General features: G+C 69.9%; 15 protein-coding genes and 1 pseudogene. 11 read left to right on the top strand and 5 right to left on the bottom strand.

Features of this window, described 5'->3' with window-relative positions:
• The 8 genes from AB0K12_RS17865 (at nucleotide 1) to istB (ending at nucleotide 9,065) form a co-directional block, all read left to right on the top strand.
• A complete protein-coding gene (locus AB0K12_RS17865) occupies nucleotides 1-744 on the top strand; it encodes an FHA domain-containing protein (RefSeq protein WP_364369990.1) in 744 nt (247 codons plus the stop codon).
• On the top strand, nucleotides 741-1,436 hold the full coding sequence (locus tag AB0K12_RS17860; RefSeq protein WP_364369993.1) for a PP2C family serine/threonine-protein phosphatase: 696 nt from the start codon (nucleotides 741-743) through the stop codon (nucleotides 1,434-1,436). Before AB0K12_RS17865 ends, AB0K12_RS17860 begins: the two co-directional genes overlap by 4 nt.
• Nucleotides 1,414-2,445 carry a serine/threonine-protein kinase gene (locus AB0K12_RS17855; RefSeq protein WP_364369996.1) on the top strand — a complete coding sequence of 344 codons (1,032 nt, stop codon included), beginning with the start codon at nucleotides 1,414-1,416 and terminating at the stop codon, nucleotides 2,443-2,445. Before AB0K12_RS17860 ends, AB0K12_RS17855 begins: the two co-directional genes overlap by 23 nt.
• Nucleotides 2,442-2,945 (top strand): hypothetical protein, encoded by a 504-nt coding sequence (locus tag AB0K12_RS17850; protein ID WP_364369999.1) that lies wholly within the window; start codon nucleotides 2,442-2,444, stop codon nucleotides 2,943-2,945. The genes AB0K12_RS17855 and AB0K12_RS17850 overlap by 4 nt, the downstream gene beginning before the upstream one ends.
• The gene (locus AB0K12_RS17845) at nucleotides 2,938-5,394 is read left to right on the top strand and encodes an Hsp70 family protein (RefSeq protein ID WP_364370002.1); all 2,457 of its coding nucleotides are present in this window, start codon (nucleotides 2,938-2,940) and stop codon (nucleotides 5,392-5,394) included. Before AB0K12_RS17850 ends, AB0K12_RS17845 begins: the two co-directional genes overlap by 8 nt.
• Nucleotides 5,391-6,371: a hypothetical protein gene (locus AB0K12_RS17840; RefSeq protein ID WP_364370005.1), complete on the top strand. Its 981-nt coding sequence runs from the start codon at nucleotides 5,391-5,393 to the stop codon at nucleotides 6,369-6,371. The genes AB0K12_RS17845 and AB0K12_RS17840 overlap by 4 nt, the downstream gene beginning before the upstream one ends.
• Nucleotides 6,372-6,777: 406 nt before the next feature.
• A complete protein-coding gene (istA, locus tag AB0K12_RS17835) occupies nucleotides 6,778-8,256 on the top strand; it encodes an IS21 family transposase (protein ID WP_364561794.1) in 1,479 nt (492 codons plus the stop codon).
• 29 nt (nucleotides 8,257-8,285) lie between these two features.
• The gene (istB, locus tag AB0K12_RS17830; RefSeq protein ID WP_364370010.1) at nucleotides 8,286-9,065 is read left to right on the top strand and encodes an IS21-like element helper ATPase IstB; all 780 of its coding nucleotides are present in this window, start codon (nucleotides 8,286-8,288) and stop codon (nucleotides 9,063-9,065) included.
• Between the two features lie 699 nt (nucleotides 9,066-9,764).
• On the opposite strand, the gene AB0K12_RS17825 is transcribed toward istB, so the two are convergent.
• The 3 genes and pseudogenes from AB0K12_RS17825 to AB0K12_RS17815 form a co-directional block, all read right to left on the bottom strand.
• Nucleotides 9,765-10,262: a hypothetical protein gene (locus tag AB0K12_RS17825; protein WP_364370013.1), complete on the bottom strand. Its 498-nt coding sequence runs from the start codon at nucleotides 10,260-10,262 to the stop codon at nucleotides 9,765-9,767.
• Between the two features lie 466 nt (nucleotides 10,263-10,728).
• A pseudogene (locus tag AB0K12_RS17820) lies at nucleotides 10,729-11,100 on the bottom strand (CHAP domain-containing protein); the annotation flags it as partial.
• 279 nt (nucleotides 11,101-11,379) lie between these two features.
• Nucleotides 11,380-12,030 (bottom strand): response regulator transcription factor, encoded by a 651-nt coding sequence (locus tag AB0K12_RS17815; protein WP_364370016.1) that lies wholly within the window; start codon nucleotides 12,028-12,030, stop codon nucleotides 11,380-11,382.
• Between the two features lie 172 nt (nucleotides 12,031-12,202).
• Between AB0K12_RS17815 and AB0K12_RS17810 the strand changes: the two genes are divergently transcribed.
• Together AB0K12_RS17810 and AB0K12_RS17805 are read left to right on the top strand one after the other, a co-directional pair.
• Complete coding sequence (locus tag AB0K12_RS17810; protein WP_364370019.1) at nucleotides 12,203-13,333, top strand: ATP-binding protein; 1,131 nt, start codon at nucleotides 12,203-12,205, stop codon at nucleotides 13,331-13,333.
• Nucleotides 13,334-13,365: 32 nt separating this feature from the next.
• On the top strand, nucleotides 13,366-14,424 hold the full coding sequence (locus tag AB0K12_RS17805; RefSeq protein ID WP_364370022.1) for a hypothetical protein: 1,059 nt from the start codon (nucleotides 13,366-13,368) through the stop codon (nucleotides 14,422-14,424).
• A 19-nt stretch (nucleotides 14,425-14,443) separates the two neighbouring features.
• Here AB0K12_RS17805 and AB0K12_RS17800 read toward each other — a convergent pair whose 3' ends face one another.
• Both AB0K12_RS17800 and AB0K12_RS17795 read right to left on the bottom strand, forming a co-directional pair.
• Nucleotides 14,444-14,575 (bottom strand): hypothetical protein, encoded by a 132-nt coding sequence (locus tag AB0K12_RS17800; RefSeq protein ID WP_364370024.1) that lies wholly within the window; start codon nucleotides 14,573-14,575, stop codon nucleotides 14,444-14,446.
• 23 nt (nucleotides 14,576-14,598) lie between these two features.
• Nucleotides 14,599-15,387: a hypothetical protein gene (locus AB0K12_RS17795; RefSeq protein WP_364370027.1), complete on the bottom strand. Its 789-nt coding sequence runs from the start codon at nucleotides 15,385-15,387 to the stop codon at nucleotides 14,599-14,601.
• 126 nt (nucleotides 15,388-15,513) lie between these two features.
• Here AB0K12_RS17795 and AB0K12_RS17790 point away from each other — a divergent pair, with 126 nt between their 5' ends.
• Nucleotides 15,514-15,927, top strand: coding sequence for a RidA family protein (locus AB0K12_RS17790; protein ID WP_364370030.1), 414 nt, complete (start codon nucleotides 15,514-15,516; stop codon nucleotides 15,925-15,927).
• Nucleotides 15,928-15,981 lie beyond the last annotated feature (54 nt).

Here is a 15,981-nt window from a genome sequence, read left to right as displayed (position 1 = left end):
GTGACCTTGCGCATCAGCTCACCGGAGGGCGTGATGAGCGGCGTCGAGCTGGGCAGCGGGCCGATCACGGTGGGCCGCGCCTCGCCCGACCACGCCCCCGACGTGGAGCTGGGACCCGACCCGCAGCGCTGGGTGGGGCGGTTGCACTGCACGCTCGATTTCGCCGATGGTATGTGGTCGGTGACCGACAACGCCAGTGTCAACGGCACGCTGCTGCGGCACGGTGACGTCACCGAGCGGCTGCAGGGGCGCAAGCGCGTCCAGCACGGCGACAAGCTGCTGATCCTCGGCGACATGACGGCCGACGGCGAACCCCTGTACTGGGAGCTGACCTTCCTGGACCCGCACACCACGCAGCCGGCGCCGTTCGGGCCGCCTTCCGAGGTCCGCCACACCGGGCCGGGACTGCGCTACGACTGGGTCGCCGCGCGCGCCTACCGCGTCCAGAACGGCGTGGAGACGCCCATCACCGGGCTGCGCCCGCAGGGTCACCAACTCCTGCGGTACATGGCCGGGCGCGGCACCGGCGGCGAGTCCGTGGCCTGCGACCATGCGGCCCTGATCGCTGCTCTGTGGGGGCCGCCGGAGGAGTGGGCGCCGCACCGCTCGTACACCAGGTCCGACCTGGCCGGCGTGGTGCGCGCCGTACGCCGCTGCATCGAGGTGGACCCTTCACGCCCGCGGATCCTGGAGACCGTCACGGGCATCGGCTACCGGCTCAACGTCAGCGGGCCACCGGCGTGATCACGTACGCGTCCGGCACCCGGGCCGGCGGCCTGCACGAGGAGAACCAGGACCGGCTGGCGGCCGACCCGGCAGCGGGCACGTTCGTCGTGGCCGACGGCATCGGCGGCCTGGCCGACGCGGCCCTCACCGCCCGGGCGGTCGTCGAGCAGCTCCCTCTGCGGGTGCGCGAGCGCGTGACGGCCATCGGCGCCCCCGAGGCCGCCCGCGCCGCAGCCGAGGCCGCGGCCGAGCTCAACGACCGCGTCAGGGACACTGCCAGGAGCGGGCCGGGCACCACGGGCGCTGCCACGGCCCTGCTGCTGGTTCGCGGCGGCCTGGCGCTGGCGGTGCACCTGGGCGACAGCCGGATCTACCTGGCCCGCGACGGGCTGCTCGCCCGGCTCACCGAGGACCACGTGCACGAAGGGCGGCTGACCAGGTTCGTGGGGATGCCGGGCCGCGCCGATCCGGACGTGTCGGTGCACGAGCTGAGCGCCGGCGACCGCGTCCTGTTGTGCACCGACGGGCTCGTCCACAGCGTGGGCGATGAGGAACTGCGGGCCATTCTGACCACGGCCGGGGACGTCGAGAGGGTGTGCGCGCGGTTGCTCGGCGCGGCCGCGGCGGGCGGGGCGATCGACGACGTGTCGGTGATCGCTGTGCAGTACGGCACGGGGAGGTGGGGCGATGGCGCTGCTCAACAGCGGTGACCGGGTCACCGACACCCTTGTGATCGATCGGCTGCTCGGCGAGGGCGCGTTCGCCGAGGTGCACCGGGTACGGCACGCGTACCTGGGGTTGCAGGCGATGAAGCTGTTCAAGAAGGTCGCCTCGCTGGAGGAGACCCACCAGATGCTGGGCGAGGCCCGGCTGCTGTCCACGCTCGGGCACGCCAACATCGTGCGGCTCTTCGACGCCAACACAGTGCAGACCCCGGAAGGGCTGCGTGGCTTCTTCACGATGGAGTACGTCCCCGGCGGCAGCCTGGAGAGCCTGATGGCGGCCTACCCGCACGGCGTGCCGACCGGCATCGCCGTGGAGGTGATGGAACAGATCGCCGGCGGCCTCTCTGTCGCCCACGAGCAGGACCCGCCCATCGTGCACCGCGACGTCACGCTGGCCAACGTTCTGGTCGGCTACGACGGCAGCGTCATGCGGGTGCGCGTCAGCGACTTCGGCCTGGCCAAGCGGGCCGACCCGTTCACGCACATGGCCAGCGCGCGCGGGACCCTCGTCTTCATGGCGCCCGAGGTGGTCACCAACGGGGGTTATTCGTGCGCGAGCGACGTGTGGTCGGTGGGGACGATCGCGTACCTGCTGCTCACCGGCCACTTCCCATACGACGACGGCGCCGGCCCCTTCGCCTCCTACTCCTTCACCCGGTTCAACCGGCCGCTGCTGCCGCCCAGCAGGTACAACGACGAGGTCGATCCCCGGCTCGACGAGATCGTCATGGCCACGCTCGAGCGGGACCCGCGCAACCGGCCCCCCAACGCCGGCGTGCTGGCCGCCGCGCTGCGTGAGCGGCGCGAGCCCGCCGCCAGGCCGCCCGACGAGCACGCCCGGCGGCTGGCCGCCGAGGCGCTGCGCCTTTACCGCGTACCCGGCCAGCTCAGCCGGGCCACGGAGCTCATGGAGGAAGCCATCGCACTCTGGCCGTCACTACGCGAACAGCACCTGCCCAGACTGCGGCTCTGGCGCAGGGGGGTGGTGATGTGAGGTTGCTGCCCCGGCTGCGGGAGGAGTTCCGGCAGCGCCGCCACCACCGGGCCTTCCGCATCCCGCCACCGCTCTGGGACGAGACCGTCCAGGACCTGCTCGACCGGTTGCTCGCCGCCTCGGATCCCGCCGCCCCAGAGCCCGCCTCGCCGCTGGACGAGAAGGCGCTGGCCACCGCGGCCACGAACCTGTGGCGGGCCGAGCGCAAGCTCGCCCAGCAGGGCAAGGATGCCACCAGCCGCCAGGCCGGGCGCTACCTGCGCACAACCCGGGGCGCGCTGTCCGACGCCGGGCTGGTCGTCCAGGACCACGATGGCGAGACCTTCCACTCCGGCCGCGCCATCGAGGTCCTGCTGTTCCAGGACGACCCGTCGCTCAGCGTCGAGACGGTGCTGGAGACCGTACGACCGTCGATCTACCTGGGGGATCGGCACATCCAGATGGGCCAGGTGATCGTCGGCTGCCCGCCCCGAGACCACGTGAGGAACGAGTATGCGTGACACCATCGACTTCGGGATCGACCTCGGCACCACCAACAGCGCGATCGCGGTGGCCGAGCAGGACACGGTCTCGGTGATCAAGAACAACGACGGGTGGGACACCACGCCGTCCGCCGTGTGGATGCCCAAGCCGGAGCTCATTCACGTCGGCCGCCGGGCCCGGGACCGGGTCGAGGTCGACCCCGAGAACGCCGTCGCCGAGTTCAAGCTGGAGATGGGGCTGGCCGACGCCCGCAAGACGTTCGTCAAGGGCGGGGTGGAGCTGTCGCCGCAGGAGCTGTCGGCCGAGGTGCTCAAGGCGCTGCGGGCTGACGCGGCCCACCACACGGGCACGGCGCCGGACGCCGCGGTGATCACGGTGCCGGCGGCGTTCACGCTGAACCAGAACAAGGCCACCACCGACGCCGCCATGCTGGCGGGCTTCACCACGGCGTGCCCGCTGGTGCAGGAGCCGACGGCGGCGGCTTTCGCGTACGGGTTCCACGACGCCGACGAGCGGGCGTACTGGATGGTGTTCGACTTCGGCGGCGGCACCTTCGACGCGGCGGTGGTCAGCAAGCATGACGGCGACCTGCGCGTGCTCGACCACTCGGGAGACCCGTACCTGGGCGGCAAGCTCATCGACTGGGCGCTGGTGGAGCGGATCCTGGCCCCCGCCGTGGTCCGTGAGCTGGGCTTCGCCGAGTTCCGCAGGGACAACCGCCGGTGGAGCGCCAACTTCGCCAAGCTCAAGGCCGCCGCCGAAGAGGCCAAGATCCGGCTGTCGCGCTCCGACACGACCGACATCACCGTTGATCTCACGGGCGAGGACGGCGAGGTCGAGACCTTCGAGTACCTGCTGCGCCGCGGCGAACTCGACTCGATGGCAGAGCCGTTCTACGATCGGGCGATCAACCTGTGCCGGAACGCGCTGCAGCAGGCCTCGCTGAACCCGTCCGACATCGACCGGCTGCTGCTGGTCGGCGGCGTCACCCTGTCGCCCGGGCTCAGGGAACGGCTCGCGGACCCGCGCCACGGCCTGGGCATCGAGCTCGACTCCAGCCTCGACCCCACCACCGTCGTCGCCCGCGGCGCGGCCATCTTCGCCAGCACGCTGCGGCGCCCGCGGAAACTGACCCGCGCGGAAGGCGAGTTCGTGGTCGACCTGGCCTACGAGCCCATCGTCACGAACCCCACGCCGACCGTCGCGGGACGGGTGAGCGGTCCGGCCGACGACCTGAACGGCTACTCCGTCGTCCTCAACAACCCCGAAGGACGGCCCCCGTTCACCACCGGCCGCGTCCCGCTCAACGCCACCGGCCACTTCGTCACCGAGGTGGACCTCGACGAGGGCCGAACCTCCCGGTTCAGCGTCGAGCTGCTCGACGAGCAGGGCGCGCCCCGGCCGCTGACGCCGGACTCCCTGTCCATCAAACTGGGCGAGGTGGAATTCGGCGGGGTACGGCTGGCGCACTCGCTGGGCATCCAGCTCGCCGACCGCGCGTTCGCGCCGATGCTGCGCAAGGGCGCGACCCTGCCGGCCTCCGTACGCGAGGTGTTCCACACCTCCAGCGCCCTGCACCGCTCCGACAGCGAGGCCCTGATCAGCATCCCCATCCTGCAGGGCGAGCGCAGCCGGGGCGATCGTAACCGGGAGGTCGGCAAGCTGGAGATCAAGCCGAGGGACGTCACCATCGACCTGCCCGCGGGCACCGAGGTCGAGGTCACCTTCGAGGTCGACAACTCCAGCCTGGTCACGGTGGTGGCGGATGTACCGCTGGTGCAGACGCAGTTCGAGGCCGAGATCAACCTGACCGAGGTCCGCACGCCCGACGCGGACACGCTGGAGCGGCTGCTGGCCGAGGTCGAGCAGCGGCTGGCCGCGCTGCGCGGCTCCACCGTACCCGAGGCCGTGCGCCGCCTGGAGAAGATCGACCAGGAGGGCGGCCTCGATGTGGCCCGCGCGCAGGTACGGGCGGCCAGGGTGGACGCGGGCGCGGCGGCCACGGCCGAGGAGCGGCTACGGGAGCTGCAGAGCGAGCTGGACGCCGTCGAGGACGCCGCGCAGTTGCCCGCGCTGGTGGAGGAGCTGGAAGGGCTGCTCGCCGAGGCGGACCGGCTGATCCTCGCGGCGGGCGACGCGGGGGATCGGCAGGAGCTGTCCGCGCTGCGGCAGCGCTCACGCGACGCGATCCAGGCACAGGACTTCACGGCGATTCGCACCCAGACTGACCGGGCCTACTCGCTGTTGATGGAGCTGGAACGGCGCCGGCCGGACTGGCCGGTCAAGGTGTTCCAGGCGCTGCGGGAGGCGCTGACGCTCACGGGGCGGGCCCACGACCTCATCCGGGAGGGCGAGCGGGCCATCACCCGTGGTGACCAGCAAGAGCTCGAAGGGGTGAACCAGCGCATGATCCGGATGCTGCCCAAGGAGGAGCAGGACAAGATCATTGGCCTGATCAGACGATGAGCGACACGCTGCGGGCGCAGTTCACTGTCAACCGGGCCCGTGCGGCCGCCCGCACCGGTGACCTGGCCACCGCCGTCCGCCTCCTGGAGGCCCTGGACGTACCCGACACTGCCGATACGGTCAACACCGCTGGAGACGCCGCCGTGGCGGTGCTGGACCTACGGGCCAGGCTGCACGCTCAGCGGGGGGAACTGACCGAAGCGGACCGGTGCTGGGCCGCCGTACAGGCCGTGTCGCCGGACGACCAGGGGGCGGCGGCGGGGCGGCGCACGATTGAGGAGATCAATGCCGGCCGCCGCAGGAAGCGCCCGCTCGTCCACACTGGCTGGCTCGGGGTGGCCGCGGCGGCGGTGGCCGCCGTGGTTCTCGTGGCGGGGATCGTCGTCCTCGTCCCTGGCGGTCAGCTCGCGCGTCCGGGAGGCGGGGAGGCCGCCGCGAGGCCGGCGACCAGCGAGGCGGCCAGGGCGGAGGAGACGCGCAGGCGGTTGGCGGCCCTCGAGGCCGAACGCGCGGCCGCCGGCGAACGCCGGGCCGCAGCCGAGGCCCGCCGCGCCGAGGAAACGGCCCGCCGCAAGCGCGAGGTGGCCGCCATCGCGCGGAGGGTGACCATGCCGGGCGTGCTCGTCCAGCGCCGTCCCCAGTACGTACGGGTGCGGTTCGGCACAGCACTGTTCCCGGTCGACGACAAGATCAGCGTCGCGGGCGCGGAGCTGCTGAAGGGACTTGGCCGCCGGATGGCGGGCATGGACGCGGAGATCACCGTGGTGGGACACGCGGTGGCCGTGCCAGGCGGGCGGACGCGCGACGGCTCCGTGCTCGCGCTGGCCCGCGCCGTCGTGGCCGCCGCCCATCTGGCCGAGGGCGGCGACCTGCCACGCACGTCGTTCAAGCTGGTCAGCGGGGACCAGCGCGCGCAACCCTTCCGTGACGACCGCCGCAACCGCACGGTCACCCTGCTGATCGCTCCCCGGCCATGAGAACGCCGGCCCGCCGCAGCGGCGGGCCGGCACCGTGCGACGGCACGTCGGCCAAAGCGGTTTCGGCCTCGAACGGCGACTTTCGCAAGAGCTGGCCGCCGCCGGGCAAGGCTGTCGCGCTCGGATACCCGATTTCGTGCTCTGAACTGCGTCTTGCTGCATCGTCTCCTAACGGTGCTGGTCAGCGCTGATATGTCCACGGACGTTGAGCTGCCGGTGCTCCGTCACGAGAACCAGGTGTATGCGGCCATCTAAAACTCCAGGTCGGCGGACAGATGATTCCAGGTAGATGGCCTGATGGGTCCTGATGGGCACCGTCTTGGGGTCACACCCGGCCAGTTGCGCCGCTGACCAGGCACATCCGGTCAAATCGTAGGCGCCGAAGATCTCCATCAGCTACGTTGCGATGCGCGATGCGGGCGGCGTCCCGTCGGAACGAGCACCGCGGCCCAAGTCGATCGATCCGTTCCTCGCCAAGATCGAGGAGAAGGTCGAACGATTAGGCGGCAAGGTCCGGGCCGATGTGGTCCACAGAGACCTGGTCGCGATGGGCTTTCGCGGCTCGGAGCGGACCACCCGGCGAGCCGTCGCGACGATCAAGGAGTCGTGGCGAGCGGGCCGGCGACGGGTCTACCGGCCCTGGATCCCCGAACCGGGCATGTGGCTGCAATGGGACTGGGGCGAGGGACCCCGTATCGCAGGACGCCGCACACAACTGTTCTGCGCCTGGCTGGCCTGGTCGAAGTTCCGGGTGGTGCTGCCGTCCTGGGACCAGACGCTCGGCTCGCTGACCGCCTGCCTGGACGCGGCGCTGCGGACGATCGGCGGGGCGCCCACCTATCTGCTGACCGACAACCCCCGCACGGTCACCGTCGAGCACATCGCCAAGATCCCGGTCCGGCACCCGCAGATGGTCGAACTCGGCCGCCACTACGGATGCGTGGTCCACACCTGCGAGCCGTTCGACCCCGAGTCCAAGGGCGGCGTGGAAAACACCGTGAAGATCGCCAAAGCCGATCTGGTGCCCACCACCACGAATCTGCGCTCCAGCTACGGCAGCTTCGCCGAACTGCAGGACGCCTGCGCCCGCTGGGCCGAGCAGGTCAACCACCGCATGCACCGGTCCACCCACCGGCTGCCCGCTCACATGCTCGACGAGGAACTCGCCCACCTGCACCCACTGCCTGCCGATCCCTACGCACTGGCGCTGGGCGAGGAACGACTCGTCGGCGAGGACCGCACCGTCCGCTGGGGCGATGTCCGCTACTCGGTGCCGCCCGGACACGAAGGCCGCAAGGTCTGGTGCCGCGTCCACGGCGATGAACTGGTCATCGTCGGCCAGCGGAAGCACGGCGGGCCCGGTGAGCAGCAGACCGGCGGCGTCGCGCTGGCCGAACTCTGGCGGCATCAGCTCTCGACTCCCGGCCGGCCCCGCATCGTCGAGGCGCACTATCCCGACCACCCGGGCGGCAACGGCCCACGCCAGCCCAAACCACGCCCGCAGACCAAGGCGGAAGAACGCTTCCTGGCCATCGGCCCGGGCGCCGAGACCTGGCTGATCGAAGCCGCGGCCACCGGCGTGGCCCGCATCCGCGCCAAGATGGCCCGCGCCATCGAACTCGCCTCGCTGATCGGCACCGAACGCGTCGATGCAGCGCTCGGCCTGGCCGCCGTCCACGGCCGTTTCGGTGAGACCGATCTGGCTTCCATCTGCGACCACCTGACCGCGCTTCAGCAGCGGGCCCCACCTCCGTGGCCGATGAAGAGCACTCCGCCCAGCCCGGCACCGCCTCCTGGGCCGCCTTCCGGGCAACACCCCGGAACCGCACGAGCACGGACTGACCAGACCGCCGGCATCAACCACCATGCCGATCCGGCGGCCTGACCACCAACAACAACATTTGGAGACTACACATGAGCGTTTCCCTGCCCAAGGCGCCACCCATCCCGGCCGAACTGGAGACCCTGTTCACCCGGATGCGTTTCCCCTACGCCCGCAAAGCCGCACCCGACGTTCTGGCCACCGCCCGCGCTCAGCGCTGGGATCCCGCCGAAGTGGTGCGGGTGCTGCTCGCCGAAGAGGTCGTCGGCCGGGACAACGCCACCCGGCGCAGCCGCCGCAAGAGCGCCGGCATGCCCAACGGCAAGACCTTCGGCTCCTGGGAGAGCGAGCTGTCGTCCATCCCGCAGGCCACCCAGAACGCCCTGCGCACTCTGGAGTGGGTCAGCCGCCGCGAAAACTGCGTGATCTCCGGTCCGTCCGGCACCGGCAAGACCCACTTCATGGAAGCGCTCTGCCACAAGGCCATCGACGCCGACCTGCGCGTGTCCTGGTTCACCCTGGAAACCCTGGCCATCACCATAGACAAGGCCAAAGTCGACGGCAGCGTCGCCCGAACCATCGCCAAGATCTGCCGCTCCGACATCATCGTGGTCGACGACATCGGCCTGCTCCCGGTCAGCCACGAGACTGCTGAAGCCTTCTACCGCCTGGTCGACGCCGCCTACGAACGCCGCAGCCTCGCTGTCACCAGCAACATCCACCCCTCCGGCTTTGACACGATCATGCCCAAGACCATGGCCACCGCCACCGTCGACCGGCTCATGCACCACGCCCACATGGTCGAGACCAGCGGCGAATCCCATCGCCTGGCCGAGGCCCTCGCCGGGAAGGGCGTCGTTCCTCTGACCTGACCGTCCACCTGGACGTCACATGTCCATCTACCTGGAGATGGCATGGCCGCCAGCCTGGATCAGGCTGGCCGCCTACCTGGAGAAACTCATGACCGTCCACACCAGGTGCCGGCCCCCTTCCGCGTCAGAGTCAATGAACCAGTCCCAGTCCGAAACACCTATCAACCGCGGGTACCGAAGCCGCCGGCAGATATGGCGTCAACCGGATGACGGTGAACCAGATCTGCAAGACCGCCAAGCAGGGCGCCCTCGACGCGCTCGCGGGCGCCCTGCTTGACCGTCGGTCATTCGGGCAAGAGCCCCGAGCAGGCCGTCGCCCTCCATCTTCACCAGGGGAAATCGCTTTGGGGCCGAACGCCGGCCTGGTCCCGCCGCGAGTCGACGCCACCGTCGAGGCCGGTCTGCTGGGAGCTCGTTGCGTACGCGGCTGGTGAAGGTGGCTGGTCGACCCGGCGCTCTGCTGCCACGCTCGGCCCGGATCACGTGCGGGTGCTGCGCTGTCAGCAGGGAACAGCAGGAGCTGTCCCTGCGGCGCCGCATTCGCCCGTGGGTGCGGCCGGGCCCCCTGGCTCATCACCGAGGGGCTGCGGTATGCGCGCAGCACGGCCACCCGACGAACACGGCTGTCAAGTGATCTAGCTGGTCAGGCGCTTGAGAGTCCCGGGACCGTGTCAGACGGTCCCGGGCGGGTTTCTGCCCTCAGATCGCCTCAGTGCAGACGACCTGATCGTTCGACCGGATGCTCAGGCAAGCCTCGGCGGGGTTGGTCGGCGACCAGACCAGCGGCGAGATGACCAGACTGCCGACGTCGCCGGTCAGTCTCGCCCAGGGGGCGTACAGCATCCGGTACGGCCCGTTCGGGCCGGCGTGGCGACGCACCTTGTTGCGCAGTTCGTAGTACGGGCTGTGGAGGATGTCCAGGGACGTGAGTTCCGTCACCGCGAAGTTGGACTGGCACTGCTGGCTCCAGCGCAACGTGGTGAGGAAGTTCCACCCCAGCTCGGAGTACGCCCGTGCCGCCACGACCCGGGAGTTTTCCCAGCACGCGTCGTGCCGCTTGATCTGCGCGCCGGTGCAGTTCGCGTCGCCCGGGGCGTTCCTGCAGGCCGCGATGTCGGCGGCATTCGAAGGGGTCGCCGAGAGCAGAATCCCGGAGGCCCCGATGACGGCGGCGCCCACGAGACGGGCGATTCTCATCCTGCTCCTGGAAGTAACCGATGACCTCACTGTTACGTCTCCTTCCGCGTGACGCGGTAAATGGGGAACGAATCTTCGTGCTGGTTGATATCGGGGGTCGGGGCTGGCGCTGTCGCCCGTGCACAACGAAGGGATAGGAACGTTGGTCTGGGGCAGGGGGCCGTTGCAGCGTTTCGCCGGCGAGCAAGGGCAACAAGCCGTCCACGTTGAACGTTGTGCTCGCCTTCGTCCGCGCGTGTGGCGGCGATCTGGCGGTCTCACCGGACACGGATACCGGTCTCGATCGACACCAGCATGGATCAGGGTTCCCGGAGGTCGATGGGCGTCGACACCAAGGGCGTTCCACCGGAGGATGGGCTCGCTTTCAGTTGTACGTCTCGGGTCAGGCGTCGTCTCGCCGGCCGAAGGCACTCCAGAGGCATCCGGCTGGGCATCTTTACGACGGGTCGCGTCCGCATCGCCGATCTCACTGTGAGCGGGAACAGGAGGCACCAGCGACGTGCGTGAACGGGGTTGAGAACGTCAGGAAGGCGGTGGGGTTGGACAGGCTGACCCACCGGTCGGTACGCAGGAGATGGTCGCCGCGCTCGTTGTATTCGTACAGGCGGGCACTGCCTCCGGAAACTTCGGCCACGTATGCCACATGACCGAGGGGGTAGTTGCCGCTCTTGTCCCACCAGGCGACATCGCCTGGGCGAGGCGTTCCGGTGCGCTGGACGGCACGCGAGTCGTGGCCCCAAGAATGGGCGTTCCCGAGCCAGGTGAGATCGGTGTTCCGGTCGGTGACGCCGTCGTTCCGGACGGCCCATGCCGCGAAGGACACGCACTCGCGCTTGTAGTAGGTGTATCCGTCCGGCCATCGGTGGAGATGGTGCCTGAGGCAGCGAGTGCCGGCGGGGCTGCGATCAAGCCGCCCACGACGACGGCCAAAGTGGCCAGGATGAGGGTTCGGAGGTTACGGCGCTGGGCCGTCAAGACGCTGTTGACCATAGGGGCTCCTTGTCATGGCGATCATCGCCATCACCTGGAGAATGCCGTATGCCGCGCAAGCCGTCAGTTCGGCAGAAGCACCTACATCGGGGTGTGGAGGAATCGCTGGACGGCCCGCGGGCGGAGATTACGGAAAATGCAGAGGATCTTCCGGTATTTGGCCTTGACGGATTAGCGCGGCTCTAGTCAGGTCCGCTTTGTTGCCGAGGTTAAGCTTGGCTCTGATGCGTTCGACGTAGGTGTCCACGGTGGGTTTGCGCACGCCGAGCCGAGTGGCTATCTGGCCGTGGGTGAGTCCGCAGGCGATGAGCCGTAGCGTCTCCTCCTCGCGCGGGGAAAGGCGGGGCTCCTTCTGCTGCAGCGAGGGCAGTGAGTCATGGACGATGTCCGCCAGTTCGGCCGACAGCAGGAAGCCTCCGGCGGCGACGGTGCGAATGCCTGATATCAGCAGGTCCGCGGGGCTGCGCTTGGTGAGATATCCGGCGGCTCCGGCGCGCACTGCGCTGATCACGTCGCTCGGTTTGGCCGAGGTCGACATGATCAGCACTCTGCCGGCCGTGACGAGGTCCGCGACCGCGGCCAGGCTGGGTGCATCGTCACCGTTGAGGTAGAGGTCGAGAATGATCACGTCGGCGTGGCCGCCGCTCTGGAGCAGGCGCGTGAACTCGGCCACGGAACCCACCGATGCGACGACCGTCAGATCCTGGGCGTCGGCGACGACGTGTTCGACCCCATAACGGGCGATGGGGTGGTCGTCGATTACCGCGATATCAACCACCAGGGACGCTCCCAGGGGCTCGGGCAGCCGCTGTTACGTGATGTAGGGCATTTATACCACATCTGATGTAGAGCGTCTTTGACAGGGAAACGCGGCGAATCTGTTGGCAAGTGCGCGGCGGGATTAACCTGAGTTCAGACTAGATGGGCGAATCGCGGTAAGGAGTGGCTCGGTGGTGCATTTATCGGCGGCCGTTCGACACGAGGCTGTTCTCGCGTATGCGGCCGCCCTGTCCCGCACCGGCGCCTGCGTGCTGCTCGTCACGCCCACGCTCTCGGCAGGTCCCTCCGCCCGGTGGCTGCCCGCCGTGCTGTTGGCCACCGGCGGCTACTCGTTGGTCACGGCATACGGATACCGGCGGTCCCGCCGGATCACGCGGCCCCGGGCGCTGCGTGATCTCGCCTGCTACAGCATCGCCATGTGCGCCTGTGCCCTCGCGCAGAGTTCCCTGTCCGGCCTGCTGGTCTACAACCACGTCATCATGCTGGCTCTGGTCTTCGGTGCCGCGCCCTGGCCCCTGTGGGCCGCGGTCGCCTCGGGCGGCTGGCTCGGGCTGCTGTCCGCGTTCGCGACCGTCGTCATCGTCGGGGAACGCGGGGCCGTCGCCTGGAACACCCTGACCGAAGCCATGAACATCACCGCCGTCACGGCCATCGCCTGGATCGTGTCGGCCCGGCTGCGCCGGCTCGGCCGTCAGCGGGACGAGGCGTACGAGCAGGCGGCGCGGCACGCGCAGGAGTTCGCCGTCCGGCGTGAGCGCGCCGCCCTCGCCGAGTCCATCGACGGCCGGCTGGTCGAGACACTGCGGCAACTCGTCGGCACCGACGCCGTGCGCGAGACGCGGCTGCGGGAGCAACTCCGCACAGACATCGCCTGGATGAGCGAGCATCTGGCCGGCCGCCAACGTCCCCCGGACGGCGATCTGCTGTCCGGGCTGCGGCGGCTGATCGAGGAAAAGACCCGCCTGGGGCTCGTCGTCTCCGCAGACCTTCCCGAACGACTGCCCGCGTTGTCGCCCGCCCAGGTGGACGCACTGGTGGAAGGCGCCAGAGAGGCCCTCAACAACGTCGGCAAACACGCCGGCACCAGGCATGCCCGCCTGACCGTCCGCAAGGATGCCACCGGGCTGGCCGTCATAGTCGCCGACGCGGGCAGCGGCTTCGACACCGGCAGCGTACCGCCGGGAATCGGGCTTGACGGTTCCATCCGCGGCCGGATCGCCCAGGCCGGAGGACGGGCCACGATCGAATCCCGGCCGGCATGGGGCACGGTGGTGACGCTGTGGCTACCAGCCTCGACCTGACCGGCGGCGACCGATCCCTGAGGGCTGTAGCGGTGACCATTCGCCTCGGCGCGGTCGTGCTCATGTGGGCCGCCCTGCCCACCGCGTTGTGGCGGCTGCCGCATCCCGCACAAGGGCTCGCGCTGGCCGCCGCTCTCACCCTGGGGGCGCTGGTGGTCCTGGCGTGGGAGCGCCGGCACAGCCTGCCGCACCCCGCAACGCTCGCACTCGATCTGCCACTCGGGACGGCGGCGCTGCTGGCCGGCCTTCAAGCCGCCCCCGGCGGGTTCCTCGGCTGGAGCTTCTTCGCCTACCCCTACACGGTGCTGCTGTCCTTCACCTTCGGGCTGAGCTGCCGGAGCCTGGCGGGCGCATGGGCGTGCGGCGCTGTCTGGGGAAGCACGTACGCGACGGCGATGGTGCTCATGCGGGACGAGCCGGTGCTGCCGGCGCTCGTGGTCGTCGGCGGCTACCTGATCAACCCGACGATCGGCAGGTTGTGCGCGGTCAGATTCACCAGGGACGGCGCGGAGTTGAGCGCCGCCCGTACCGAAGCGATCACACAAGCCACCCGGCTGGCCGTCGAGCGGGAAAGAGAGCGCCAGGCCCGCTCCCTGCACGACCACGTGCTGCAGACCCTGGACACGCTGCTGCGCATCGACGCGATCGCCGATCCGGAGCTTCGAGAGCGGACCATGGAGGGGGCGACCTGGTTGCGCGCCCTGGCCAGACCTGGACACGGCGACGCCGGGGGCCGGTTGCGCCGCGCTCTGGCGGAAACCGTCGTCGCAGGGCGCGCCCGCGGGCTCACCATCACGGTCCGTGACGCGGCGCTCGACCGGCCCGGCGCGGCGGCGCGGGTGTCCGCCTCTGCCATGAGAGACCTGCTGCTGCTCCTCGGCACGGTGCTGAAGGCGCCGACCTCTCCGGCACGGGGAGTTTCGGTGCGGGTGGAGGCGGAGCAGGACCACGTACGGTTCGTCGTGGTCCCCGACAGTACGCCGACGCCTCTGCCACAAGCCGCGCTCGACGCGGTGTCCGCCCAGGCCGCCGCGTGGGGATGCGGGTTCGCGGCGAGCCCGGACGGGATCATTGAGATGTGGACCGGGTGATGCCTACCCGCACCATGGATCAAAGACCACGCCGGCCTTCACAACCGGTGAGGTGGTTGTCGTAGTAGTAGTTGGGGCCGGTGTAGCCCGCATCCCGTAAATGGTGCAGGCTGGAGTCGTACGCCTTGAAGATCTCCACGGAGGTGGTCACGAACGCGCCCGCCTCGGAGGCTTTCAGGAACGGCGGGGGCGGCGCAGGCGCAGGCCGGTGAGCGCGGCCAGCAGGATCACCAGGCCGATGCCCATCAGCGCCCGGCCGTCCGGGCCGGCGAGACCGCCGGCGCCCGTGTCCACGCCGCCCGAGGGCGCCTCTTCTGGCGTCTCCTCGGTGGTGGTCTCCGACGTGTCCTCTTCGGTCTCCTGATCGGTGGGGGTGGTGCTGTCCGAGTCGTCGGGGGTGGGGGTGGTGTCGTCGTCGTCCTGGCCGGCCGTGCCGACGGTGATGGGGTAGTCGGTCCGGCCGCTGGTGTCCTCGATCTCGCACTCGATCAGCGGTTCCGTGGGACGCAGGCCGAAGTTGACTGAGGCGGCGTGCACCTGGCCGGTGCCGGTGTTCCTGGGGGTCGTCTTGAGGTCGACCGTCGTCGTGGGCAGCGGGATGGGCTCGTCGGGGATGACCGTGCCGATCTCGGCGACGCCGGTGGCCGAGGTGAAGTTCGGGATGCCGCTGATGCCGGCGTAGGCGTACATCTTGATGTCGCCCTCCAGCCCGGTGGCGGGGGCGAGCAGCTCGGAGCCGGTGGTGTACGCGCCGGTCCAGCCGATCGTCAGCTCCTCGTTGGGCTGCGCCTGGGCGGGCACGGTGAGCTCCACGTCGATGGAGACGTCCTGCTTGGCGCCGGTGGCGACGACCGTGCACACGTACGGCACTGTGGCGTTCATCGCTGCGGCGGCCTGGGTGGCCGGTACGGGCAGGCACGAGAACACCACGGCGGCGGATAAGACGACCGGCACGACACGCACGACAGGCTCTCCTTGGGACGGACGAGTCACCCGAGAAAGGACGCGACCCGGGCATGCTCGGGTGACACGGTCATCCAACCGCAATCGAGATGCGCCGTCATCCCGCCGAATGGTAGGAAAACACCCATGACACCAGGTGTTCGACTCATCCGCAACGACCAGCTGGCCCAGCAGGTCGAATACGCGTACGCGGCCACCGTGGACGCGCCGCTGCGCTCGATCTGGGTGGCCGGCGCCTGCCCGCTCGACACCGACGGCGCCACGGTGGCCGTCGGCGACTACGCCGGCCAGACCCACCAGGTGATGCGCAACCTCGCCACCGCGCTCGAAGGCGCCGGCGCCAAGCTGACCGACGTCGTCAAGACGACCGTCTACGTCGCCGGCACCTCCCAGAAAGACCTGGTGACGGCCTGGCAGGTCTACAGGGAGTACATGGGCGACCACGAGCCCCCGAGCACGCTGCTCGGCGTCACCGTCCTGGGCTACAGCGACCAGCTCGTGGAGGTCGAGGCGGTGGCGGTGATCGCCGGAGCCGAGTGAGCGGCGCGCCGGGGCGTCGTCAGGGTGCCGGTCCGGCCCTGACCGGGCATCCGG

Origin of the sequence: Nonomuraea sp. NPDC049419 (assembly GCF_040676995.1) — a bacterium.
GTDB classification, from domain to species: Bacteria; Actinomycetota; Actinomycetes; order Streptosporangiales; family Streptosporangiaceae; genus Nonomuraea; species Nonomuraea salmonea.
Note: the sequence above shows the minus strand (reverse complement) of the source record. Positions and strands in the feature narration are given on the sequence as shown.

What these genes read in the sequence shown, in the direction of transcription:
- AB0K12_RS17855 (WP_364369996.1), top strand. Translation starts at nt 1,414, where the DNA reads ATGGCGCTGCTCAACAGCGGTGACCGGGTCACCGACACCCTTGTGATC.
- AB0K12_RS17845 (WP_364370002.1), top strand. Translation starts at nt 2,938, where the DNA reads ATGCGTGACACCATCGACTTCGGGATCGACCTCGGCACCACCAACAGC.
- AB0K12_RS17840 (WP_364370005.1), top strand. Translation starts at nt 5,391, where the DNA reads ATGAGCGACACGCTGCGGGCGCAGTTCACTGTCAACCGGGCCCGTGCG.
- istA (WP_364561794.1), top strand. Translation starts at nt 6,778, where the DNA reads ATGCGCGATGCGGGCGGCGTCCCGTCGGAACGAGCACCGCGGCCCAAG.
- istB (WP_364370010.1), top strand. Translation starts at nt 8,286, where the DNA reads ATGAGCGTTTCCCTGCCCAAGGCGCCACCCATCCCGGCCGAACTGGAG.
- AB0K12_RS17825 (WP_364370013.1), bottom strand. Translation starts at nt 10,262, where the DNA reads ATGAGAATCGCCCGTCTCGTGGGCGCCGCCGTCATCGGGGCCTCCGGG.
- AB0K12_RS17790 (WP_364370030.1), top strand. Translation starts at nt 15,514, where the DNA reads ATGACACCAGGTGTTCGACTCATCCGCAACGACCAGCTGGCCCAGCAG.